The organism is Dyadobacter flavalbus (genome assembly GCF_006149045.1).
Classification (GTDB): Bacteria; Bacteroidota; Bacteroidia; order Cytophagales; family Spirosomataceae; genus Dyadobacter; species Dyadobacter flavalbus.
Genome location: NZ_VBSN01000073.1, coordinates 132,795 through 156,592, shown reverse-complemented (window position 1 = coordinate 156,592; position 23,798 = coordinate 132,795). Strand labels below are relative to the sequence as shown.

The following is a 23,798-nucleotide window of genomic DNA, read 5'->3' as shown; positions in this document are numbered from 1 at the left end:
TTATTGAATAAATATTACTTGTTGAGGCTGCATTTAATAATTTGTTCTTATTAAAGATAGAACTCTAATAGGAAGTATTTCTACTATTTGCAATAAATGTAGAAATAAAAATTATTTTTTAATAATTGATTGAACTTGATAGTCTTTGCAGATAGCTTTATAGAGAACTTTCCTTCTTGTGCGCATGAAATTTCTTCTGATTGATGATAGCAGTTTTGATTTGTTTACTCAGGAGAAATTACTCCTGAAAAGCGGATTGACGACAGAAGTCATCACATTTAATTCGGCACAGCTTGCACTGGATTTTCTTGAGACACAATCCGCCGAAATGCCTGAGACTGTGATATTGCTGGATATCCAGATGCCTGGGATCAACGGGTTCCAGTTTATCGGGAAGTATGCACATCTTCCGGACGGGCTCAGGGAAAGAATCAAGGTTTTCATGATCTCTTCCACAGTTGATGTCACGGATATGGAAAAAGCCACTGCCAATCCGTATATCATCCAGCTGCTTTCCAAACCATTGGAAATTCCGGTTTTAAAATCCCTTCTGAATATGTAAATTCCTCATTTTCCTGCGCGGAATATTCTTGTACTGGCACAATATTTAATATGCAAGCAAGGAATCATTCTGACGTACTATGAATAATCTTACAGCTACTTACCGCATACAATTCAATAAAGAATTTTCTTTTACCGATTTCGAAAAATGGATTCCCTACTTTCAGAAGCTTGGAATAGGAACCATTTACGCTTCTCCGATCCTGGAATCCACACCCGGCAGCACCCATGGCTATGACGGCGTAAATCCATCCGTGATTGATCCTGAAATCGGAACCGAGGAACAGCTGCGGGAACTCAGCAGCGAACTCAAGAAGCTTGAAATAAAATGGTTGCAGGACATCGTGCCGAACCATATGGCATTTCATTCCACCAATCCGTGGCTGATGGACGTGCTTGAAAAAGGAAAGCAGTCTGTATTTGCCAGTTATTTTGACATGCCGGGCAACAGCAAGCTGTTTCGCGGAAAAATGATGGTGCCTTTTCTGGGCAAGGAACTGGACGAAGTGATCGAGGATGGCAAACTGAAAACCGAATTTGTGGACGGCCGGCTGGTGCTTACTTACGAAGGGACCTCTTTTCCGGTCAACCTGAAATCGTACATTACCATTCTGAACGCAGGCGAAGAGGAAGGACCGCAGACCATCGGGCAATTTATAGCGCAGCTGAACGAAATCCATGAAGTGGAAGACCCGAAAGTATTTTCCGAAAGGTGGAACGAGCTTCTGCTTCAGCTTGCTTCGCTGATGAAAAACGATATGGTGAAAAACTACATCACGGCACGGTTGGAACAGATCAGCGGAGACAAGGAAATGCTGAAAGCACTTGCAGCCCAGCAGGAATACAGACTCTGCTACTGGAGACATACGGAAGCGCAGATCAGTTTCAGAAGGTTTTTTACGGTAAACAGTCTGATTTGCCTTAATATTCAGGACGAAAATGTTTTTGAGCATTATCACCGTTATATCAAAACACTGCTTGACGAAGGCATTTTCCAGGGCATCCGCATCGACCATATCGACGGCTTGTACGATCCGGCAGCATACCTTGAAAATATAAGAGCACTGACCGGGGAAGACACCTACATCGTTGCCGAAAAAATCCTTGAAAAACACGAAGACCTTCCCGCTTCCTGGCCGATTGAAGGGACAACCGGATACGAATTCCTTGCCACTTTAAACAACCTGCTTACAAACAGCCAGGCAGAACAGGTTTTCTCCGATTATTACAGCGAACTGACCGGCAACACAGAATCGGTACGTTCCAATTTGCTGGACAAGAAATCCGACATCCTTTACAACCACATGGGCGGTGAACTGGAAAACCTGTATCAGCTTTTCGTGGAGCTTCAGCTTGCAGATCAGGAAACCGTTGAGAAAATCGGCAAGGACAACCTTAAAAAAACAATCGGTGAATTTCTGATACACTGCCCTGTTTACCGCTATTATGGAAACAGCATGCCGCGGTCAGAAACGGAAACACTGGAAATCCAGGCCATTTTTGAAGATGTCCGCAAGCATCACGAAGACCTGACGGAAACCATCGCTTTTCTGGAGGAAAGCATCCTGAAAAAAACAGCAGACGGAGATGAAGAATACAATGCAAAGGCACTGGAATTTTACCAGAGGCTGATGCAGTTTTCCGGGCCGCTGATGGCAAAAGGCGGAGAAGACACGCTGATGTATACCTATAACCGCTTCATCGGACATAACGATGTCGGCGACTTTCCCGACCGTTTCGGTATGAGCATCAAGGATTTTCATCAGAGCATGCGCCAACGTCAGAAAGACTGGCCGCTGGCACTGAATGCGACTTCCACGCACGATACAAAAAGAGGCGAGGACGTACGCGCAAGGCTCAATGTACTGACGGATATCGGTGAAGAATGGATTACCAAGGTAAAGGAATGGACGGCGCTGAATGCGGATCTGAAAAAAGATCAGCCCGGGCCGACTGCGAATGATGAATACCTGATTTACCAGACGCTTGCAGGCGCTTACCCGATGCAGGGCGAAGATGAAGATAACTTTCAGCAAAGACTTGGAGAGTACCTTCAGAAAGCGCTTCGTGAAGCCAAGACGGAAACCAACTGGTCGGAGCCGAATGAAGCTTACGAAAGCAGTGTAATGAAATTTGCGGACCAGCTGCTGAACAAAGAACATCCGTTCTTTGACAACTTCACGGCATTTAACGCAGAAATAGCGGATTACGGCATTATCAATTCACTGGTTCAGCTGGTGCTGAAATTTACATGTCCCGGCATTCCGGACGTTTATCAGGGCTGCGAACTCTGGGATTTCAGTCTGGTAGATCCGGACAACCGCCGGCCTGTTGATTTTGCCAAAAGAGAGCAGTGGCTGAAAGAACTGGACGATTACGATGCAGACAGGCTGCTGGAAAAACTCTGGGACGACCGCAACAATGCACAGATCAAACTTTGGCTGACACAGCATTTGTTTAAGCTGCGCAGGGAAAACCCGCTTCTGTTTACCAAAGGAGACTATATTCCTTTGAAAATGAGAGGCGCATACAAAGATCATATCCTGGCATTTGCGCGCAAGCAGAAGAAAGATTATTACATCGTGATCGTACCGCTGCATACCGCAATTATCTGTAAGGAACAGCAAAAAAGCTTCTTTGATATCGACTGGAAAGATACGCTCATTGTCATGCCGGACAACCTTTCACTGGAATGGGACAATGTTTTCAGTGAAGAAAAACTGGAATTCCAGGGCAAGATCAACATGAGCGATATTTTCAGGGAACTGCCATTTGCCGTGCTGAAAGGATCAAAGCTGGACAATGAGCGTATGGCGGGTGTTTTGCTGCACATCAGTTCGCTGGCATCGCCATTCGGGATTGGTGACATGGGGCCGGAATCTTATGCATTTGCCGATTTCCTGGGCAGGAGCAATCAGAAGTTATGGCAAATGCTGCCGCTCAATCCGGTGGAAGATGCACAGGCCAATTCTCCGTACAGCGCACTTTCGAGCCGCGCGGGCAATCCGTTGCTGGTGAGTCCGGAGCTTTTGGCCAAAGACGGTTTGCTGGATAGTGAAAAATTGCAGGAATATTACTTGCCGCATACCGGAGAAGCGGATTATGAACAGGCTGCCAAAATTAAAAACGAACTGTTGCAGGAAGCATTCAACAAGTTCAACGAACTGCAGGATTCAGAGGAAGAAAAGCATTTCGAAGCATTTTGTGAAAAAAATACAGAATGGCTGCATGATTTTGCCGTGTATATGGTACTCAAAGCCAAACATAAAACACAGCCCTGGTACGAGTGGCCGGATGAATACCGGAAGCGGGATCAGGCCGCACTGGACGAACTGGAAAAAACAGAAGCAGAAAACATCCGGTTTGTGAAATGGCAGCAATACATTTTTGATAAACAATGGAAAAGCCTGCGTAAATACTGCAACGGCCTGAATATTCAGTTATTGGGCGACATGCCGTTTTATGTCAGCTACGATTCGTCGGATGTATGGTCGAATCCGGAATTCTTTTGCGTCGATGAAAATGGAAAAATAACCGGCATTGCGGGCGTACCGCCGGATGCATTCTCGGATGACGGCCAGCTTTGGGGAATGCCGGTGTTTAACTGGGGAGCACTCAAACAGCAGGGATACCAATGGTGGATCGAACGACTGGCAAAAAACATAGAACTGTTCGATATCGTGCGGCTCGACCATTTCAGGGCTTTTGCAGATTACTGGGAAGTGCCGGGAGGTGAAAAGACGGCTGTAAAAGGGGAGTGGAAACTCGGGCCCGATGAAGATTTTTTCAAGAAAATAGAAGCGGCATTGGGCGGGCTGCCGTTCATTGCGGAAGATCTTGGAGAAGTCAGTCCGGCGGTTTTCAGGCTCCGCGACAAATTTGCACTGCCGGGAATGAAAGTACTGCAGTTCGCTTTTGACGAAAACATGCCGCAGTCGGACCACATACCGCATAACTTCACGCCCAACTTCATCGTTTACACCGGAACGCACGACAACAACACCATACGAGGATGGTTCCGGCAGGCGGTGGATGATGAAATGAAAGCCCGTATCGAACATTACATTTCCGCTTCGGTCGATGAAGAAAATTTTTATGTCGCTATGGCGCGTATGGCTTATTCTTCGGTTGCAAAAGCAGCAATACTGCCGATGCAGGACGTTCTGAACCTGGACGAATCCACCAAAATGAACAGTCCGGGATCAAGTGAAAACAACTGGGCATGGCGGTTGACGCCAGGGCAGGTTACCAAAGATGCCGAGAAGTTTCTGGCAGACCTGACGGTTTTATTCAACCGGGATTAAGTATTTAATGGCATGAAATTTTAATTCATCATGCGTTTTGTAACACTTAAAAAATTTACTGTTATGGAAAGTGTAAATGTTAAATCGGAGAAAGTAACCGGCTTGTTTGAAACCCACAAAGATGCCGATCATATATTCAGCACACTTCTGGAAAAAGGATATGACCGGGACGAAATCTCCGTGGTGATGGCCAAGCCGGAAAACAAATCTGAAGATGATCTGGAAGAACATCCGGCAGAAACACATGCAGCCGGTGATGCGAAGCGCGGTGCCATAGTAGGAGGCGCCGCCGGCGCCGTACTTACCGTCATTGCTGCAATCGGTACAAATCTGGTGTTGCCCGGCGTAGGGCTTGTACTGGCCGGCCCGTTACTGGCCGGACTCACCGGAGCCGCTGCCGGCGGTCTGGCGGGCGGAACCATCGGTGCCATTATCGGCTCCGGCTATCCGAAGGACGATGTGGATTATTATGAAGACAAGATCAAGCAGGGCGGTATCATCATCAGCGTGGAAGTTAAAAGTCACCTGAACAAAGAAAGCCTTGCCGATGAATTCAGAAAATGCAACGGAACGCGGATTCTGGTTTCCGGTGACAATAACAACAATGCATTCCTGTGACGGACTTTCAATGATGTGATTATATTTGTGCAAACACATATAATCCCGAAAATGACGATCCCGAGAAAATGCATATTCCTGTTCCTGCTTCTGTTGTCCGCCTGCAGCCAGTCGGCGGACAATGTGCAGGAAGCAGCTTCCATATTAACGGACCAATCCCGATGGCGCATTGACGAAATTTCTGTCAATGACGCCATTACTTTTAAAGAGGGTAAAATGACGCAGCAATTCGGCGGCGTTGACTTTGAAAGATATATGGAAACGGTAGAACTGAAAAATGACGGCACGTTTTCAGGGGTTTTCAAAGGAGAGACCCAGCCTTTTATCCTGAAATGGAAGGAAAACAAGGCCAATATCACCGTCGGAGCCGCAGATGCAAATGCGAAGGGCGGCGAATGGACCATTGAACCCCGCGATGTCAGCAGCAGTTCTTTTATCATGAAGACGCAAAGCACAGCTTACGACTATCCGCGCGTGACGAGAATTGCCCTGAAATTCAAGGCAGCAAAATAACTTTAACCACATTGTATATACCGGCCATTCATGGACAAACTTGCAAAAGCATTTGAACTTTTTGACGCATACAACCGGCAGTCGCCCGAGCATCTTCAATGGGAAAACGAGGATTATCCGGCTGAATATTTTTATGCGGTAAAACGATATGAATGGATAAGAAAGCTTGATCCCGAAGCAAGTGAAAGCCTTTTGCTGGCATCCAGAAGCCAGCATATCGGCAGGTGGGAAATTGCCAGAGATACGTATCCCGAAGGAAGGGCGGGTTATCTCAAATGGAGAAGCGATCTGGCGAAATTCCACGCGCACAAGGCAGAGGAAATACTGGCTTCAGTGGGCTATGACAAGGAAACAACCGACCGTGTACGGCAAATTATCCTCAAACAGAAAATCAAGGCGGATAGCGAAGTTCAGACCATGGAAAATGCATTGTGCCTGGTTTTTCTTCAATACCAGTTTGATGATCTGATTGCAAAGGTAAGCGAAGAAAAAATGGTTGACATCCTGCGGAAAACGTGGGCAAAAATGAGCGGGCCCGGCCGAGACATGGCACTTTCGCTGCCATACAGCGATGAAGAAAAACAGCTGATCCATAAAGCATTGAACGGCTGAAAAGCTTCTCTGCAAGTAAGTATCTGCAGGCAATTCGTTTGAAGTACTCAGAATTATTGACAAAAAAACTTTATAAAAACGCCTGATCTGAACGGATCCCGGTGATTAGCGATGAAAAATCACATGGCTGCATTTGTAAAAACAGCTTTGTAAAGCAACAATCTGTGCGGCAAAGTAAAATACGCCGCACAGACTGTTGATTCATTGCAGAAGTGAGTTTTGTCAGTTGTTTTTGGAAACCGTTTTATGGTTGTTGTCCAGCAATTCAGCGGTTTTTACCAGCTTTATAAATTCTGAGCGATAACCTTCCTCGTCTTTTCCCAAAGCATTTTTGGCATTTTGGATTACAGTCCGGTACGAAGCATATCCTTTGTATTCCGAATTCCGCAGCAGCAGGCCGAATTCTGCGACCGAAGCGGCAAAGCGGAGGTTTTCGGAAGCAACAGCAAAGGGTGCGTTCCTGTTTTTTACAGGCAGATCAAACAGGCGGCTTTTTTCATCATCCGGATTTTTATACCTGATTTTCAGCGTCAGCATTTCATCCGACTTTTCATGGACAGACCTTGTGTTTTTCTGATATTTCAGCGCTCCGGCTGGTGAAATGTAACTGCTTTGGAAGCCGGCAGGAATAATTTCGTACATAGCAGTAACCGTATGCCCGGCGCCTATTTCACCGGCATCTTTTTGATCATTGCTGAAATCTTCATTCTGCAGCGCACGGTTTTCATAGCCGATCAGCCGGTAAGCCTGCACATATTCCGGATTGAACTCGATCTGGAACTTTACATCTTTGGCAACAGTGAAAAGCGTCCCGCCAAATTCCTGCACAAACTCCTTTCTGGCTTCCTGTATATTGTCGATATACGCATAATTCCCGTTTCCTTTATCCGCCAGCGTTTCCATTTGGCTGTCTTTGTAATTGCCCATTCCAAAGCCCATAACGCTCAGGAAAATGCCGTTTTTCCTTTTTTCTTCGATAAACCGCTGCAATTCGCTTTCACTTGAAATTCCGACGTTGAAATCGCCATCCGTCGCAAGGATGACGCGGTTGTTGCCTTTCGGGATAAAATTTTTCCGGGCCAGTTGGTACGCCAGTTCTATTCCTTCATCGCCGGCTGTGGAGCCGCCTGCTTCCAGTTTATCCAGTGCTTCCCTGATCTTTATTTTTTCATTACCGGCCGTCGGCGAAAGTACAACACCCGCTGCTCCGGCATAAGCCACGATGGAGATTTTATCCTGCGGACGGAGCTGGTCGACAAGCAGCTTGAACGCCTGCTGCAACAAAGGAAGTTTGTTTTCATCCGACATGGAACCGGAAACATCAATCAGAAAAACCAGATTGGACGCGGGCAGGTCTTTGTTCGAAACGGATTTGGCCTGAAGTCCGATATGCAGCAGTTTCAGTCCCGGGTTCCACGGAGAATCGGCCAGTTCGGCTTTTACGGACAAAGGATGCTGACCGTTTGGCTGCGCATAATCATAATCAAAATAATTGATCATTTCCTCGATGCGCACGGCATCTGCCGGAGGCATATGCCCGGAATTCAGAAACCGCCGTACATTGCTGTATGCCGCCCGGTCCACATCTGCTGAAAAAGTGGTTACCGGCTCGCGTTCTGCTATTTGAAAACCTTTTTCATCGATCGCTTTGTAATTTTCAGTATTGGTTTGCCGGGGAATGGACTGGGAACGCATAAAGGTCATCGGGCTTGCAGCTACGGTATGCGTCACACTTTCTGATTTTTCCAATTCCGCGAGATCTGCCTGCATTGGTTCCAGCTCTTCGTGTATTACAAGGAAATCTTTCATTTTTATGTTCATGCTTTCCAGAATGACCTTTAATACAGAACCGGAATCCAGTCTTACTTCCCGGGTAAAATAACCTTCAAGGTTAAAAACCAGTACTTTTGAAAAAACCGGAACATGCATTGTAAAATGGCCCAGCGAATCGGTGTTTGTGGAAACAGAACTTCCTTTGGCCGTCACCTGAACGCCCTTGACAGGATCCAGGCTTGTATTCAGAACGGTTCCGGTGATTTTTCTGGCCGGGAGCAATACAAATGCACACAACATGAATGAGAGCAGTACAATTATTTTTCCTTTCATGGCTAATAGCTGGTTTGGTTTGCAGACTGGATGCACGCCGACGGATAATTCCATAATCTTTTTGGAAAAATTTTATGGAATTTTGGTAAAACTGCATCAATAGGCAGCAGGCAAACGGAAGTCCTTCTTTTAAGTAAGCGCGTGTGAGGTTTTTAAAATGGTTTCAGGTCAGAAATGACAGTTCGTTTTCGGAAGCGGAGCAGCTCGCCGCGTATCGTCGTACCGGCGATATGCAGCTTTTAGGCGCTTTGTATCAGCCGTATATGGAAATGGTCTATGCTGTTTGCTACACGTATTTGCGTGAAGAAAACGAAAGCAAGGACGCCGTTATGCAGATATTTGAAAAGATCGTAACAGACCTCCGCACGCATGAAGTGGATAATTTCAAAAGCTGGCTCCATACCGTCGCAAGAAATTTCTGTCTGATGCAGATCCGCAAAAAAAAAGTCTTTGTAACGGCGGAAGAAGTAAGTGAAAACCTGTCGGGATTTGCTGACGAGGATTACGAACTGTATGATAACGCCGATCTAAAACGGACTGCACTTGACATTTGCATGAAAGCATTGGCGAAAGAACAAAGAGCTGCGATTGAGCTGTTTTACATGCAGGAAAAATGTTACCGGGAAATAAGCGCAGAAACCGGTTTTGATCTGAACAAAGTAAAAAGCTGCATCCAGAATGGAAAGCGGAACCTCAAAATCTGCATGGATAAAAATGGAAGAGCCTGACAAATACCGCGTATTCAGCCTGGAAGACTTCCGCCGTTACCATCATGGCGAAATGTCCTTTGAGGAACAGCATAAGCTTGAAAAGCAAATGCTGGACGATGCTTTTACCGCAGCAGCATACGAAGGATTTCGGGCGCTTGAAACTGATAAAACGAATACCTCAGCAATTCCCGGTGAACTGAATCATAAACTGAAAGCGCGAATTCAAATAAAGGAAAAAAGATCCGTTCCGTTGTGGCTATACGGTGCGGCGGCTTCACTGGTGATCGGTACGGGAGCAATCTGGATGATTTTTTTAGCCGATCAAAAAGCTTTAAACAGGCAATTATCAGAAACTGTTCCGCTCATGAAAGCGCCTGAGCCTTTGAAGGAAACGGAAGAAGAAACCGCTCCGAACGAAGCACCGCAGAGCGTTGATCCGCAGGAATCCGTTGCAAAGAAGCCGGATCGGGAATACGGAACAGATTCACATTCCACTGAAAACAACATGGCAGCCGATCGTTCAGCAGCGGAACCGAATGTCACTGAAGCTGCGCCGGTTCAGGAACCAATTCAGGAGGATAAGAAAAACCGCATTGCATCCGCTGAAACTGAAATGCCGGACCCGCATGCTGTTTCCATGATTATTCCGGACAGCCAGAAAACGTTGACGGATTCCGTGAGTAAATTCATGGGCGGTCCGCCGCGCATTGCTTTTCAGGAGTACAGTTCAAAGTCGGCCCGGGCTGCAAAGCCTGAGTTAAGCGAAAGAAAGCAGCGAAATGTTGAAAATACGCAGGTCGCAGCAGCTCCAGCCGCCATGAAGGAAAAAATGCCTGCCACCGGATTGCCTTTGCCGGCTTACAAGACAAGCGCCATGCCGGAAAAAGGCTGGAAAAATTATCAGGAATATCTTGAACGAAATACCGGCTCAGCCGGTACGGATGCAGAGGTTACCGTCACTTTCGTCATTAATCCGGACGGCACGCTCACCCGTTTTTCTGCATCCGGGGACAAACAGCTTCACGAGCGTGCCATACGCATAATCCGGAACGGACCGGCATGGCAGTATTCGGGCAACGGCACAAGTCAGCCTGCGGAAATTACCATTCACTTCAGAAAATAAGCCTTTTTACTTCCTGTTTCGGGTTAATGTGGCAGCAATCAAACTGTTAGTTAGCGCTTGTAGAAGTTATTTTAATTATTTTCTAATAATTACAAATTTATTTTTGACTTATTGCCACGAATAGTTAATTTTACTATTAACTTGTACTACTGAATGTGGGCTGTAATTGGCAAAATTTGTTAATTATCATTAAAATGAGTCAGGTTATTACTTGAAAAAACTGCGCGGGCTATTTAGTTAAGAAGTTTTGGAAAACAGAAAATGTAAAATAGCTATTGAGTATTATTCTTAATAATTCTACGTCATGAACATTTCCTGCGGGATATTCCTGCCGTCACACACTTGCCCGGTTTTTTAAAATTTTGATTTTACCTGCATAAACAAGCATCAGAATATCTGAAAATATTTACAAACCCATGAGCGATAAAAAAGATCTGTTGATTTTGGACGATGAACCCAGCATTACCAAGATTCTGGAGCATTTTCTTAAAAAGGATTTTAATGTAGTGATCAAAAATGACGGTTCGGAAGGCATGCTCTGGCTGGAACAGGGAAACCATACCGACCTTATCATCGCAGATTTGCACATGCCGAATCTAAGCGGCAAGGAATTCCTGAAAGTGGCAAAGGCCAGCAACCTGTATTCCGAAATACCCATCATTATTCTATCCGGATCGGACGAAAGCAGTGAACGCATTCAGTGCCTGAACCTTGGCGCAGATGATTTTATGGTAAAACCGTTCAATCCGATGGAAGTACACGCAAAGATCAACGCGATCCTGCGCCGAAGTAAACGCTTCTCCTAATCATTATAAAGTCATGGAATTAACAAGCACGTCCGAGGGAATGGTTGTTGAGCAAAGATCCTATGCATCTTCGTTCAGGGTTATTTACCTGAATTCGGACTGGGATCAGTACATCCGGTTTTCGGAACAGTTTGAAGAAACACTGCAGGTAGAATATTTTGATTCTCAGGAAGGTGTTCTGCAGGCCTTGTACGAAAATTATCCTGCAGACGTCATTCTGGCGCATGTTGACAGCGGCGGCGTTGAGTTGCTGGAGACCATCCGCGGTAACTCGGGATTCGGTAATATTCCGTTTGTGCTGCTGGTAAACAAGCTCAGTCGCGAAGCCATCGAAATGGCGAGGACAAAGCATGCGGATGATATTTTTTCAGTACGGTTCGACAACGGCGATCTGATTACCAGGCTGAAATATTTCAAAAAGCGGCAATGGTACGTCGCCAACAAGGCGTCACAGAAAATTGGTTCGATGAACAGCCGGACGCCGCTCTGGAAAAGAGCCATTGATATTGCAACGACCGGAACGGCTCTAATCCTGCTTTTGCCCGTATTTCTGATTGTGGCGATCCTCATCAAAATTGATTCCAAAGGTCCTGTTTTTTACCTGTCGAAAAGGGTAGGGAGCGGGTACAAGATATTTGACCTGTACAAGTTCAGGACCATGCGGACCGATGCCGACCAGCTGATCCGGAAAATGGCTGCGCTGAGCATGTACAACAAAAGCCCTGAGCCGGTCCAGCAAATTGAAAGCAACGGACTCTGTGACGAGTGCAAGGCGCAGAATTACTGCAAAAGCCTGCTGTTCCATGACGGAAAGGAAATATGTGAAAAGCTGTACCAGTACCAGAAAGACCAGAAAGCCGCTTTTATGAAATTCCAGAATGACCCGCGCATTACGCGTCTCGGCCAGTTTCTGCGGAACAGCAGTCTGGACGAACTTCCGCAGCTTTTAAACATTCTGAAAGGCGATATGTCGCTGGTGGGCAACCGTCCGCTTCCGTTGTATGAAGCCGAAAAAATGACAACGGACGATAAAATCCTCCGTTTTGCCGGCCCGGCAGGACTGACAGGCTTATGGCAGGTGACCAAAAGAGGAAAAGGAAAAGCAGATATGTCGGAAGAAGAAAGGACGCAGCTGGATATTACCTATGCCAAGGAATTTTCATTCATGATGGACCTCAGAATAATTCTTAAAACATTTCCGGCCTTGCTGCAGTCTGAAAATGTCTGATTGCGGATTGTAATTGACAGCAGATCCTTGAGGTGAAGTTTGAAGCATATTGTCTGAATATATTCTACTTCTTATGTTAGTATGTTTTAATCCATTCCTTGCGGGTGTCATCATATTTTTTAATAATACGCGAAGGATTTCCGACTGCGACCGAATACGGAGGTACATTTTTGGTGACAACGGCACCGGCAGCGACAACAGCATGTTTTCCAATAGTAACGCCAGCCGTTATTACCGCATTGGAACCAATCCAGCAATCATCTTCAATAACAATGGGCGCCATGCTTACGCCTTGCTTGTGAATAGGCTGCATCACATCATTGTAATTATGGTTAAGTCCGCTTGCGACAATGTTCTGGGCAAGAATCACATTGTTGCCGATCTTTACCGGACCAATAATTACGTTTCCAAGACCTACAAGCGAATTTTCTCCGATTTCCACAGCTCCAACGCCATTATTCACCGTCGAGAAATCTTCAATCATGGAATGGTTTCCGATTGAAAAATGATTGAACGGCACTACGTCCATTCTGACCCGGCTGCGAATAATGACGCCTTTTCCGCGCTGATGGTAGAACCGGTTCAGAAAAAGTCTCACCCATAATCTGGGACGTGCCTGATTGGAAGGAATTAGGAGCCAGTGAATAAATTTCTTTAAACGCGGATTATTCTTGATTTGGTCAGATACTGACATTTGCGTAGATTTAGTTAGTTGCAATTATATATTTAATATTACATCAAGATTTCTTTTATTTACAATTATATTAAAAGTAATTTTTAATAGTTTAATTTTTTCTAAATTAATGCAGATGAAACACTTCGTGTTTTCGGCTTTTTTTATTCTTACAATACATACGGGCAAGGCACAGGAATCTTTGAGCAAAGACGTTTCTTATGCTTATCTCGAAAAGCTGATCGCGGTAAGCAAGGCCAATTACCCGAAGATCAAAATGTACGAAGCAAGGGTAAATACAGCTGAGTACGGGATCAGGCGGGCCAAGCTTTCCTACTTCGATATATTTTCATTTTCCTATCTGTACAGCCCGAACAACAACACTGCCACCATATCACCCAATTTTCTGGGCGGATACCAGTTCGGTTTTTTTGCCAACATCGGCTCCATCCTGCAAAAGCCCAGTCTGATCAAACAGGCCAAAGGCGAACTGGCAGCCGCGCAGTATGACAAGGAAAGTTTCGACCTGAACATGGAAGCCGAGGTCAAAAAGCGGTATTTCACCTACGTCCAGAAAGTTGCCGTGCTGCGTGTCAGGTCGGGGGCAATGCTGGACGTGGAAAGCATGGCCGCCACCATCAGGCACCGGTTCGAAAGAGGGGAGGAAACACTTGAAAATTACAACAAGGTGCTGATTATGATCGCCGACCATACTCAGAACATACTCAATGCAGAAAGCGACGTGCTGATGGCCAAAAGCAATCTGGAAGAACTGTTGGGACAAAAACTGGAAGACATAAAATGAGCGAATTCTTACAATTCCTGAGATTACTGCAGCGGAACAAGATCACACTGATCCTTGTCCCGCTGATCACTGTTATACTTTGCTTTTTCCTCGTCAGAAGGCTTCCGGATACCTATGACACCCGCGCCCGGATTGCAACGGGGCTTGTGGACAAGACCGATCAGGTGGTTACGAAGGCCAAAGACGAGCAGGATACGCAGATTGCCAGAAAATTCGAAAGTCTCATTCAGGTAATGAGGCTTAAAAGAACGCTGGATCAGGTTTCCTACCGGCTGTTGCTGAATCAGCTGAAAGGTTACAAGGATTCGACATGGCGGGAGCCTGTAAAGGAAATTGAAGACATGAGCAAGGCTGACAAAAGCAAGGCCATTGCACTCCTGACCAAAAAATACAAGGCCAGAGAAGAGCTTTTTCTGTGGAAGCCCTATGAAAACAGCCTGAACAAAATCATGGTCGATATGGGTTACGACGCCAATTCATTAAGGGACAAACTCATTATATACCGCACCGGCGGAAGCGATTACATTGATATTGAATACGAAGCGGATGATCCCGAGCTTGCGGCTTATGTGGTCAACAGTCTTTGTCAGGAGTTTATTTCAGACAACTCTTCGCGTGTAGTCGGGAACAATAAGAAGACGATTGACTTTCTGCAGCGATTTATGCTCCAGAAACTGACTGCGCTCAATGAAAGGATGAACACGCTGAAAGATTACAAGATCAAGAACCGCGTACTGAACCTGAACGAGCAGGCAAAAAGCATTTACGGCCAGATGGCCGATTACGAGACCAAAAGGGAAATTGCGCAGAAAGACATTGTTGCTTACAGTGCAGCAATCAAAAACATTGACAAGAAATTTGATCCGGCGGACAGGAAATATTTTGAAAGCGCGCTGACGGGTATCAACCAGAAAATCATTACGACCAAACGGAACCTGAAGGAACTGAACGAAAAATACATCCAGAGCAATTTTGACGCCAAAGTGAAAGTCAGTCTGGATTCCCTGAAAACCCAGCTTACGAATGAAATAGACGATGCATCGGACCGGTATGTATATAACCCGATGGCACTGAAGCAGGATCTTGTGACGCAGAAACTGACGATGGAAATTTCGCTTGAACTGGCCAGGAACAGCGTTGCTTCCATTCAGGGCGAGCTGAACAGGCTGAACCGCAAGTTTGACGGACTGGTGCCGAACGAAGCCAAAATTCAGGAATACGAAACGGGAATCGACATCGCAAGCAAGGAGTATATCGAAGCATTGCAGCGCTATAATGAAGCCAGTCTGGAATTCAGTTTTCCTATTTACCTGAGGCTGATCGAAAGGGCGATGCCGGGACAGATTCAGGCTTCCAAGAAAATGGTTCTGGTGATTCTTTCCGGCGTCATCAGCCTTACTTTCTGTGTGTTTGTGTTCTTCATTCTGTTCTATCTTGACAAATCCATCCGTTACCCGCTTCAGCTTGCCAATGCCACGGAACGGCCTGTGCTGGGTTATCTCAATGCATTGGGCTCGGATTCGAATGTCAACCTTGCCGGAACGGGTTCGTCGGATGAAAAACCTTTGCGGCTGTACAAGAATCTGGTCCGGTCGATACGCTATGAACTTGACAATGAAATGGACGATCCCAAGATCATTGCCGTAACCAGTCTTTCGCACGGCGTCGGAAAAACGTCGTTTGTACTGGCACTTGCATGGGCTTTTTCGAAGATCAACAAAACGGTGCTCATTATCGACGGCAATTTCGGGCAGTCGGATATTTCCAAGCTGAACCCGGATTCGGAGCTGTTTGAAAGTTTCGTAAACAAGGATACGATCAAGGAAGCGGTGCCAGGCCAGATCAGCGTACTGGGCAACAAAGGCGGTGATATTTCCCTGAAAGAACTCGCTGATGACCGGGTGATCAGCCAGCGGCTTTCGGTCCTGAAAACGCAGTTTGATATTATTCTGGTGGAAACCGATCCGCTGACCGCCATGAACAAAGCCAAGGAATGGATCTCGTTTACCGACCTTGTTGTAGCCGTATTTGCCGCAGGAAATACGATTTCAGATGAAGATCAATCCAAAATTCAGTATCTGAACAATCTGGAAAGCAAGTTTTCCGGCTGGGTGCTTACCAATACTGAAGACATTCCGGAACAGGCAGGTAAAATCGGAAAACTGGTAGAAGTATGAAAATAGTAGAACTGTTATGGCTGTTGCTGCAGCTGCTGATCGGGTACAACCTGATTTTCCCGGTCATGCTCCTGCTGATTTATAACCTGAGAAAACAACCGCACAGCCGTGTACCGAACCCGGCTGCGGCGCGGGTTCCGGATTACGGGATTATTGTTACGGCCTATGAACAGACGCAGCAATTGCCGGCGGTTGTCAATTCGTTGCTGAACCTGAATTACGTTCATTATCATATTTACGTCGTAGCCGATAAATGCGACATCAGCAATCTGCGTTTTCCGGCGGACCGCGTGCTCGTGCTGCGGCCGGAGCAAGTGCTTGCCAGTAACACGCGCTCCCATTTTTATGCCATCCGGAATTTTATCCGGCCGCATTCTCATCTCACCATCATCGACAGCGACAACCTCACGCACCCGCAGTATCTGAATGAGCTTAATGTCTATTTCAATCAGGGATTTCAGGCGGTACAAGGCGTAAGGGATGCTAAAAACCTGGATACGACCTACGCTCGTCTGGATGCGGCACGGGATATTTACTATCATTTTTATGACGGGAAAGTTCTTTTTGGCGCCGGATCTTCGGCTACACTGGCGGGTTCGGGAATGGCATTTACGACGGCGTTGTACAAAGAATGTCTGGAACATCTGGATGTAACCGGTGCAGGGTTCGACAAAGTTCTGCAGGAAGGGATCGTCAGCCGAAGGTACCGGATTGCTTTTGCCGAAAACGCCATTGTATACGATGAAAAAACCAGCGGGACCGATCAGCTGGTAAAACAGCGGGCGCGCTGGATCAATACCTGGTTCAAGTATTTCACACTGGGTTTCGGGATGTTTTTCAAGGGAATTACGGGTTCCAACTGGAACCAGCTTATTTTCGGACTGGTGCTGCTGCGGCCGCCGCTGTTTATTTTCCTGATTCTTTCCGTTCTGTTTATGTTTGTAAACCTGTTTATAGCTCCTTTTGTGGCGCTTGCGTGGTTTGCCGGGCTGTGTACATTTGTCGGCGGATTTTACCTTGCTCTGAAAAAATCAAATACAGACCCGCGCATTTACCAGTCGCTTGTAAGTATTCCAAAGTTCATATCCTTTCAGCTTCTTGCCCTTTTCAACGCGCGGAAGGCTAATCAGATTTCGGTGGCAACACGGCACGGACATTCGGACCAGAAACAGTAACGGCCTTCCAGCTCATGAAAATATATCCGGAGAAAACCGAAAAGAAGAAAAAGGAAAGTTTCGGGCATCTGACGCCTCTTCAGAAAAAAACCCGTCAGGTCGCTTTGTTGCTGGTTCTTGTAAGTGTATTTATTTTTTTCTTTAAAATACTGTTTTTCTAGTGGCAGATGATTTTCAGATATTGATGCAGAACAATGCTTCCGGTACCGACCTGAGGAGCAGGCTGAAGCATTTGTTCTGGGTTCAGAAGCTGAGCAATACGACCGGACTGCTCCTATTGCTAGCTGTTTCCCTTGTCATGGGAACGCTCATTGCTTATTACGGGATTTTTGCCTGCGCGGCTATTCTGGGGCTGATCATCGGGCCGCTCATGATTTACGGGATTGTGGTGTTTCCGCTGTTCGGCATTTCAGTGCTGCTGGTCATGGCGTATCTGCTGTTTTTCATCATGCGGCTGGGAATCAATTTTCCGCTTGGGACCGTTATGGACGGCATTCAGGTACTGCTTATTCTGGGGTTTTTTATTTATCAGAAAAAATATCCCGACTGGACGGTTTTTCGCGGTCCGGTCAGTTTCATGATCCTCGTCTGGATAGCTTACAACATGATTGAAGTTGCCAACCCGGTTGCAGAATCGAGGCTGGCATGGGTTTACACGATCCGTTCCGTTGCCGTTGTCATGCTGATGTACTTTGTCTTCATGTTCCAGATCAAGACAGTCAAAGCGATCCGGAACCTGCTTTACATGTGGCTTATGCTTTCCATTTTTGCCGCACTGTATGCTTACAAGCAGGAATACATCGGTTTTTCAACTGCCGAAGACGAATGGCTGCATTCCGATCCGAATATTGCCAACCTGCTGTTTATTGCAGGCCGCTGGCGCAAGTTTTCCATCTTTTCCGATCCGGTTGCTTTTTCCTATAATATGGTTGTCAGCAGCATTCTCTGCATTGCGCTTCTGACCGTTGTAAAAAAAATCTGGAAAAAAGTAGTGCTGGCCATTCTGATCGCGATGTTCTTTTCTGCCATGCTTTTTTCAGGAACGCGCGGCGCCTATGTCCTTTTGCCGGCAGCCATGGCGCTTTTCCTGATCCTGAGGTTCAGCCGTCAGGTGCTGGTAGGAACAGCCATTGCCGGCGTATTCATCCTGTTCCTGATTTTTGTGCCGACGGCCGATCCCAATATCGTACGTTTCCAGACGGCGTTCAAGCCATCCGATGACGAGTCTTTCAAGCTGCGTACTGCCAACCAGAAAAGGATCCAGCCGTATATTTGGACGCACCCGATGGGCGGCGGACTGGGCGCAACGGGTGCCTGGGGGCAGCGGTTTGCACCGAATTCCTTTCTGGCCAATTTTCCGCCCGACAGCGGATACGTCCGTATTGCCGTAGAACTGGGCTGGATCGGTTTACTTCTCTTTTGTATCCTGATGTATTTTATCCTGCGGGAAGGGGTCAACAATTATTACCTCATAGAAAACAAAGAACTGAAAACATACTGCATGGCCATGCTGCTGATCGTTTTTGCGTATAACATCGGCAATTATCCGCAGGAAGCACTGGTGCAGTTTCCATCCAATATTTATTTCTATCTCGCTGTTGCCCTTATCAATATAATCAAGCGGATTAATGACCGGGAAGTGGCTTTAAAAGAGAAAATCACCTTATGAAAATTGCACATCTCATTCTGGCCCATTCGCAACCCGCACAGCTGGAAAGACTAATCGACAGCCTTCAGCACGAAAATGCCTATTTTTTCATTCACATAGACCGTAAGGTAAAGAGCAGCCATTTCAGTTTTCTGGCTTCCAGAAACCGGGTTTTTCTGATCAGCAACCGGGAACGTGTACGCTGGGGCGCTTACAGCATGGTGCAGGCAACCCTGAACGGCTTTCTGGCCATTGCCGGATCCGGCATCGCGATTGACGTTGTAAATCTGCTCAGCGGATCGGATTATCCGTTAAAAAGTGCCGAGGAAATCCATGATTTTTTTGCAAAGAACCCGGACAAGAATTTTATGGAATACAGGTTTATCCCGGAAGAGTGGAAAGAAGCTGAAACCCGCTTTACAGAGTACCATCTGACAAACTATCATTTTCGTGGAAAAACCATGCTTCAGAGATGGATGAACAAGTTTTTTCCTGCCAGAAAAATGCCTGATCTGCTGGTACCCGTCGGGAAGTCGCAATGGCTCAGCATTACCATGGAAGCGGTGCAGTTCATTCTCAATTATCTGGACGAGCACCCCGAAGTTGTACGTTTCTTTAAACTTACGTGGGCGCCGGACGAAATCATTTTTCAGACCATATTATACAATTCCACTTTCCGGAGTAAACTGATCAATAACAACCTGAGATACATTGACTGGTCGGCCGGAAATGCAAGTCCCAAAACGCTGGATTACGAAGATGTGGACAAGCTGCTGGCATCCCGTGCATTGTTTGCCAGGAAATTTGACATGGCCAGGCATCCGGAAATATTTGATATGCTGGATAAAAGAATTCACAGCCATTCATGACTGTTCGTTCAGCAATTTTAACTGGAACCTGAATATTTTTATTACTTATAAGCAGATTGAAAATGGATATTGTCATCACCGGGCAGCAGGCGTGGGACGTCGAAATCGGAAGCAACTGCAAGAATATTGCACTGGAATTCAGCAGGCATCACAGAGTTTTGTATGTTAATTCGCCGTTGGACCGGATCAGTCTGCTGAAAAAAAGTACCGATCCCAAAATCATCAGGCGCCGTGAAGTCATCGACAGGAAACAGAACGGCCTGGAAAAGATAAATGCAAACCTGTGGGTACTTTATCCCGACCGGATGATCGAATCCATTAACTGGATACCTTCCCAGTTCATTTTTAACCTCCTCAATAAAAGGAACAACAGGATTTTTGCCTCGTCCATTGCACGTGCCGTAAAAAGCCTGGGGTTCAGTGATTTCATTCATTTCAATGACAACGACATGTTCCGGAGCTTTTATCTTAAAGATTTCCTGCTGCCGAAACTGTCTATTTATTATTCCCGCGATTTCATGCTGGCGGTGGATTACTGGAAAAAACACGGTACTTCACTGGAACCGCAGCTTATTGCAAAAAGTGACCTTTGCGTTGCCAATTCCACCTATCTGGCCGATTACTGCAGAAAGTATAACCGGCATTCGTATTATGTAGGGCAGGGCTGCGACCTGCAGTTGTTCATGGAAGGAGTTGACAGTGAAGAACCCGCCGATATCCGTGCCATCGCCAGGCCGAGGATCGGCTACGTTGGCGCGCTGCAGAGCATCCGGCTGGACATGGAACTGCTTCATTACATAGCAGTAACACGCCCGGACTGGAACCTTGTACTGGTGGGGCCTGAGGATAACGAGTTTCTCCAGAGCAGTCTGCATCAGCTGCCGAACGTGACTTTTACCGGTTCCAGAAACATAGACCAGCTGCCGGCATACATCAATTCGTTTGACGTATGCATCAATCCGCAATTGCTGAACGAAGTCACCATCGGAAATTATCCGAGAAAAATTGACGAATATCTGGCCATGGGAAAACCGACCGTTGCTACCAGAACAGATGCCATGAGTGTTTTTGCGGAGCACGTTTATCTGGGCAAAACTAAAGAAGATTACGTTTCACTGATCGAAAAGGCCCTTGAAGAAAACTCGGATTCCAGAATGAAAGCACGCCGTGCTTTTGCCGCTTCGCATACCTGGGAAAACAGTGTAGGTGATATTTACAAGGCAATCAATGAACTGCTTGCAAATACCACTCTGAATTTAACTCAGCATTTTTAGCTGCTTAAGGCCCAGTTCCGATTCTGCCTTCAGTTCTACCAGTTTCTGGTTCAGGGAAGATTCCCATTTTCCCTGTTTCAGTATGGCTTCCAGGTCTTTGTACTGATTGGCTGTGGAAAGCATTCCGACCGAAAACAGTGAGGAGCGGAATTTGTGAACAGCCTGCCGCATCTGTTCCTGATTCATGGTTTGAGATGCTTCTTCTATGGCGCTCAGCTGCGTTTTACTGTCTCTTTCATAAAGTGCAATAAGTTCTTCCCGCAACTCTTCATCGCCTCCTGTAATTTCATTCAGATATTCAAGATTGATAATGGAGTCAGTCATGGTATTTTGATTTTGATTAGTGGATTGGTTATGAGGCGTTACTATATTTTCTTTGTTTCCAAGATGTGCAATTGTATACAGCAGTTCGCTTTCCTTGAACGGCTTGGATATATAACTGTTGGCACCTATGCTCAGGCATTCTTCTTTTTCTCCGATCATGGCATGCGCGGTCATGGTAATAATAGGAATTGTTTTTGAAATGGAACTCCTTATTTTCCTGATTGCGGTATAGCCGTCCATAACGGGCATCTGAATATCCATCAGTACAATATCAAACGATTCGGTCTGAAGTTTCTCGATGGCTTCCTGGCCGTTGTTTACCACGGTCAAAGGTATGTTCAATCTTTCAAAAATCGCCTTAAGAAGTTTCTGGTTAAGCGTATTGTCTTCCGCAGCGAGTATTCTCAACGACGTAATGGAGCCGTTGAAGTCAACCGTTTTTTCCAGATCTTCCTGCAAAACAGCGTCCGTCATGATCCGGACCGGAATATCTATCGTGAAAGTACTGCCTTTACCGACCTCACTTTTCAGGTTCAGTGTTCCGTTAAATAGTTGTACCAGCGACTTTACAATACTCAGTCCAAGCCCTGTTCCGCCAAAAACCCGCGTTGTGCTTTCTGTGGCCTGCACAAAACGGTTGAACACTTCGTCTATTTTATCCTGTGCAATCCCGATACCGGTGTCGCGTACTTCAAAGCGGATGTTCTGTACGCCGTTGACCGGCTCGCCGATGGGTTCCACCAGCAATTTTACACTGCCTTCTTCGGTAAACTTGACAGCATTTCCGCAGACGTTCAGCAAAATCTGTGTAAGCCGCAATTTGTCGATTTCAATGATTTCCGGCAGGCCGGCGGATAAAACGGACTGGTAAATAATGCCTTTTTCCACCGCCCGCTGGTTGATGATCACCGAAACCGAGTTGACGAGTTCGGTAATGGAAACCGCCGTTTTTTCAAGGTGCACCTGTCCGGCCTCTATTTTTGAAAAGTCAAGAATATCGTTGATCAGTTCCAGCAGGTTTTTACTCGCATACTGGATGTAGCCCACGTATTCAATGCTTTTCTGGTCCTTTACTTCACCGATGAGCAGGTTTGTAAAACCGATAATGGCATTCAGCGGCGTACGGATTTCATGGCTTACATTGGACAGGAATATATCTTTTACCCTCACCGATTTCTCCGCCAGCGTCCGGGCTTTTTCCAGCGTAGCTTCGTAATTGGCCCTTTCGGTAATGTCGCGGAAAACCGTAATGGCGCTTGTGATTTCACCTTCCAGCCCGATTACAGGCTGTACATTGGTTTCAAGATGAAATAATTTGTTGTCTTTTACAAGGTCAATTTTATTGCCGATGAGTTTTTCGCCGCGTAAAGCGCGTGAAACCGGCAGTGTGTCACGGGTAAATGCAATGTGGTAACGCGTGGGATCAAGCAGTTTCACCGTATTCAGCTCTTGGTTAAGCGCTTCCAGATTGGTTGATCTGACACCCAGAATTTCACGGCCTGACTGGTTCAGCAGTACGATTTCATTTTCCTTGTTGATAACGAGCACGCCATCCGGAATGGCTTCCAGATACTGGTTTACAACTCTTTCCTTTTCATTTATTTCCTTTTGCAAACGCCTGAGTTTTCGCTTGTCGCGGTTCAGGAGTACGATTGAAAAAAGCGAGAGCAGAAATCCGGCGGCTCCGGTCACGAAAATAAAAAGAACCGAATTTTTCTGCGTTCTGGCCACGAGCCTTCTCCGTTCATCCAGGTTGCTGTTCGCAACACTGTTGATTTCATTGATTTTGTCCGTCAGCAAATTGTTCAGACGGATTCCTTCTCCTTCCTGCAGCAGATGGAAAGCGGCTTCCTGTCCATTCGTGCGGTATAATGTGATGACATTCTGCGTATATGAAACGATTTTGCCCGAAATCTGCAACAGTTCCTGAACACGCCGCGTCTGCGCTGCGTCCGATCTTACCAGATTGAAAAGCGTGTCCGTAATACCGACGAGCTGAATTTTTTTGTTGTAATTGTCCGAAAGAAGTTCATTGTTCTGTGTAATAAGATAACCGCGCATGTTGGACTGGAAATCTTTGGTAACCAGCCCGAAATTGGCAATCTGGTTCAGCACGCCGACCGTTACGTTCAGCCTTGTGTTGTTCAGCGAAAGATCCCTTACGTTTTTATAGGTAAAATACTGCGATCCGAAAATCAGGGCAAGCCCGAGGTAAATGCTGGCATAATACCATTTGAATGAATTATTTCTTGTAGTACCGGGCATAAACCTG

The 23,798-nt window shown here is 46.2% G+C and carries 19 protein-coding genes; 16 read left to right on the top strand and 3 right to left on the bottom strand.

What is annotated here, in order from left to right:
- Positions 1-184 precede the first annotated feature (184 nt).
- From FEM33_RS24885 to FEM33_RS24865, 5 genes are all read left to right on the top strand, one after another.
- Positions 185-562, top strand: coding sequence for a response regulator (locus FEM33_RS24885; protein WP_139014675.1), 378 nt, complete (start codon positions 185-187; stop codon positions 560-562).
- Between the two features lie 79 nt (positions 563-641).
- On the top strand, positions 642-4,865 hold the full coding sequence (gene treY / locus FEM33_RS24880; RefSeq protein WP_139014674.1) for a malto-oligosyltrehalose synthase: 4,224 nt from the start codon (positions 642-644) through the stop codon (positions 4,863-4,865).
- Positions 4,866-4,928: 63 nt separating this feature from the next.
- Positions 4,929-5,483: a hypothetical protein gene (locus FEM33_RS24875; protein ID WP_139014673.1), complete on the top strand. Its 555-nt coding sequence runs from the start codon at positions 4,929-4,931 to the stop codon at positions 5,481-5,483.
- A gap of 27 nt (positions 5,484-5,510) precedes the next feature.
- The gene (locus FEM33_RS24870) at positions 5,511-5,996 is read left to right on the top strand and encodes a hypothetical protein (RefSeq protein ID WP_229214402.1); all 486 of its coding nucleotides are present in this window, start codon (positions 5,511-5,513) and stop codon (positions 5,994-5,996) included.
- A gap of 30 nt (positions 5,997-6,026) precedes the next feature.
- On the top strand, positions 6,027-6,608 hold the full coding sequence (locus tag FEM33_RS24865) for a DUF4202 domain-containing protein (protein WP_139014672.1): 582 nt from the start codon (positions 6,027-6,029) through the stop codon (positions 6,606-6,608).
- 222 nt (positions 6,609-6,830) lie between these two features.
- Here FEM33_RS24865 and FEM33_RS24860 read toward each other — a convergent pair whose 3' ends face one another.
- A complete protein-coding gene (locus FEM33_RS24860) occupies positions 6,831-8,714 on the bottom strand; it encodes a YfbK domain-containing protein (protein ID WP_139014671.1) in 1,884 nt (627 codons plus the stop codon).
- Positions 8,715-8,857: 143 nt separating this feature from the next.
- Here FEM33_RS24860 and FEM33_RS24855 point away from each other — a divergent pair, with 143 nt between their 5' ends.
- The 4 genes from FEM33_RS24855 (at position 8,858) to FEM33_RS24840 (ending at position 12,581) form a co-directional block, all read left to right on the top strand.
- Positions 8,858-9,442, top strand: a complete 585-nt coding sequence (locus tag FEM33_RS24855; protein WP_229214401.1) for an RNA polymerase sigma factor — start codon at positions 8,858-8,860, stop codon at positions 9,440-9,442.
- Positions 9,393-10,547, top strand: coding sequence for an energy transducer TonB family protein (locus tag FEM33_RS24850; RefSeq protein ID WP_161597225.1), 1,155 nt, complete (start codon positions 9,393-9,395; stop codon positions 10,545-10,547). Before FEM33_RS24855 ends, FEM33_RS24850 begins: the two co-directional genes overlap by 50 nt.
- A gap of 416 nt (positions 10,548-10,963) precedes the next feature.
- On the top strand, positions 10,964-11,353 hold the full coding sequence (locus FEM33_RS24845; protein WP_139014669.1) for a response regulator transcription factor: 390 nt from the start codon (positions 10,964-10,966) through the stop codon (positions 11,351-11,353).
- Between the two features lie 13 nt (positions 11,354-11,366).
- Entirely contained in the window at positions 11,367-12,581 is a 1,215-nt protein-coding gene (locus FEM33_RS24840) for a sugar transferase (RefSeq protein ID WP_139014668.1), read from the top strand.
- Between the two features lie 76 nt (positions 12,582-12,657).
- Here the strand turns inward: FEM33_RS24840 and FEM33_RS24835 are convergent, their stop codons facing one another.
- Positions 12,658-13,275, bottom strand: a complete 618-nt coding sequence (locus FEM33_RS24835) for an acyltransferase (RefSeq protein WP_139014667.1) — start codon at positions 13,273-13,275, stop codon at positions 12,658-12,660.
- A 115-nt stretch (positions 13,276-13,390) separates the two neighbouring features.
- On the opposite strand from FEM33_RS24835, the gene FEM33_RS24830 reads away from it, so the two are divergent.
- From FEM33_RS24830 to FEM33_RS24805, 7 genes are all read left to right on the top strand, one after another.
- A complete protein-coding gene (locus FEM33_RS24830; RefSeq protein ID WP_229214400.1) occupies positions 13,391-14,059 on the top strand; it encodes a TolC family protein in 669 nt (222 codons plus the stop codon).
- A complete protein-coding gene (locus FEM33_RS24825; protein ID WP_139014665.1) occupies positions 14,056-16,236 on the top strand; it encodes an exopolysaccharide transport family protein in 2,181 nt (726 codons plus the stop codon). Before FEM33_RS24830 ends, FEM33_RS24825 begins: the two co-directional genes overlap by 4 nt.
- A complete protein-coding gene (locus tag FEM33_RS24820) occupies positions 16,233-17,411 on the top strand; it encodes a glycosyltransferase (RefSeq protein ID WP_139014664.1) in 1,179 nt (392 codons plus the stop codon). The genes FEM33_RS24825 and FEM33_RS24820 overlap by 4 nt, the downstream gene beginning before the upstream one ends.
- Before the next feature lie 14 nt (positions 17,412-17,425).
- The gene (locus FEM33_RS26590) at positions 17,426-17,572 is read left to right on the top strand and encodes a hypothetical protein (protein WP_201747839.1); all 147 of its coding nucleotides are present in this window, start codon (positions 17,426-17,428) and stop codon (positions 17,570-17,572) included.
- Entirely contained in the window at positions 17,572-19,080 is a 1,509-nt protein-coding gene (locus FEM33_RS24815) for an O-antigen ligase family protein (RefSeq protein ID WP_229214399.1), read from the top strand. Before FEM33_RS26590 ends, FEM33_RS24815 begins: the two co-directional genes overlap by 1 nt.
- The gene (locus tag FEM33_RS24810) at positions 19,077-19,928 is read left to right on the top strand and encodes a beta-1,6-N-acetylglucosaminyltransferase (protein ID WP_139014663.1); all 852 of its coding nucleotides are present in this window, start codon (positions 19,077-19,079) and stop codon (positions 19,926-19,928) included. The genes FEM33_RS24815 and FEM33_RS24810 overlap by 4 nt, the downstream gene beginning before the upstream one ends.
- A 62-nt stretch (positions 19,929-19,990) precedes the next feature.
- The gene (locus tag FEM33_RS24805) at positions 19,991-21,202 is read left to right on the top strand and encodes a glycosyltransferase (RefSeq protein ID WP_139014662.1); all 1,212 of its coding nucleotides are present in this window, start codon (positions 19,991-19,993) and stop codon (positions 21,200-21,202) included.
- On the opposite strand, the gene FEM33_RS24800 is transcribed toward FEM33_RS24805, so the two are convergent.
- On the bottom strand, positions 21,185-23,791 hold the full coding sequence (locus FEM33_RS24800; protein WP_139014661.1) for a response regulator: 2,607 nt from the start codon (positions 23,789-23,791) through the stop codon (positions 21,185-21,187). The two genes, FEM33_RS24805 and FEM33_RS24800, sit on opposite strands and share 18 nt — an antisense overlap.
- Positions 23,792-23,798 lie beyond the last annotated feature (7 nt).

What these genes read in the sequence shown, in the direction of transcription:
- FEM33_RS24885 (WP_139014675.1), top strand. Translation starts at nt 185, where the DNA reads ATGAAATTTCTTCTGATTGATGATAGCAGTTTTGATTTGTTTACTCAG.
- treY (WP_139014674.1), top strand. Translation starts at nt 642, where the DNA reads ATGAATAATCTTACAGCTACTTACCGCATACAATTCAATAAAGAATTT.
- FEM33_RS24875 (WP_139014673.1), top strand. Translation starts at nt 4,929, where the DNA reads ATGGAAAGTGTAAATGTTAAATCGGAGAAAGTAACCGGCTTGTTTGAA.
- FEM33_RS24865 (WP_139014672.1), top strand. Translation starts at nt 6,027, where the DNA reads ATGGACAAACTTGCAAAAGCATTTGAACTTTTTGACGCATACAACCGG.
- FEM33_RS24860 (WP_139014671.1), bottom strand. Translation starts at nt 8,714, where the DNA reads ATGAAAGGAAAAATAATTGTACTGCTCTCATTCATGTTGTGTGCATTT.
- FEM33_RS24850 (WP_161597225.1), top strand. Translation starts at nt 9,393, where the DNA reads ATGGAAAGCGGAACCTCAAAATCTGCATGGATAAAAATGGAAGAGCCT.
- FEM33_RS24845 (WP_139014669.1), top strand. Translation starts at nt 10,964, where the DNA reads ATGAGCGATAAAAAAGATCTGTTGATTTTGGACGATGAACCCAGCATT.
- FEM33_RS24840 (WP_139014668.1), top strand. Translation starts at nt 11,367, where the DNA reads ATGGAATTAACAAGCACGTCCGAGGGAATGGTTGTTGAGCAAAGATCC.
- FEM33_RS24835 (WP_139014667.1), bottom strand. Translation starts at nt 13,275, where the DNA reads ATGTCAGTATCTGACCAAATCAAGAATAATCCGCGTTTAAAGAAATTT.
- FEM33_RS24830 (WP_229214400.1), top strand. Translation starts at nt 13,391, where the DNA reads ATGAAACACTTCGTGTTTTCGGCTTTTTTTATTCTTACAATACATACG.
- FEM33_RS24825 (WP_139014665.1), top strand. Translation starts at nt 14,056, where the DNA reads ATGAGCGAATTCTTACAATTCCTGAGATTACTGCAGCGGAACAAGATC.
- FEM33_RS24820 (WP_139014664.1), top strand. Translation starts at nt 16,233, where the DNA reads ATGAAAATAGTAGAACTGTTATGGCTGTTGCTGCAGCTGCTGATCGGG.
- FEM33_RS26590 (WP_201747839.1), top strand. Translation starts at nt 17,426, where the DNA reads ATGAAAATATATCCGGAGAAAACCGAAAAGAAGAAAAAGGAAAGTTTC.
- FEM33_RS24810 (WP_139014663.1), top strand. Translation starts at nt 19,077, where the DNA reads ATGAAAATTGCACATCTCATTCTGGCCCATTCGCAACCCGCACAGCTG.
- FEM33_RS24805 (WP_139014662.1), top strand. Translation starts at nt 19,991, where the DNA reads ATGGATATTGTCATCACCGGGCAGCAGGCGTGGGACGTCGAAATCGGA.
- FEM33_RS24800 (WP_139014661.1), bottom strand. Translation starts at nt 23,791, where the DNA reads ATGCCCGGTACTACAAGAAATAATTCATTCAAATGGTATTATGCCAGC.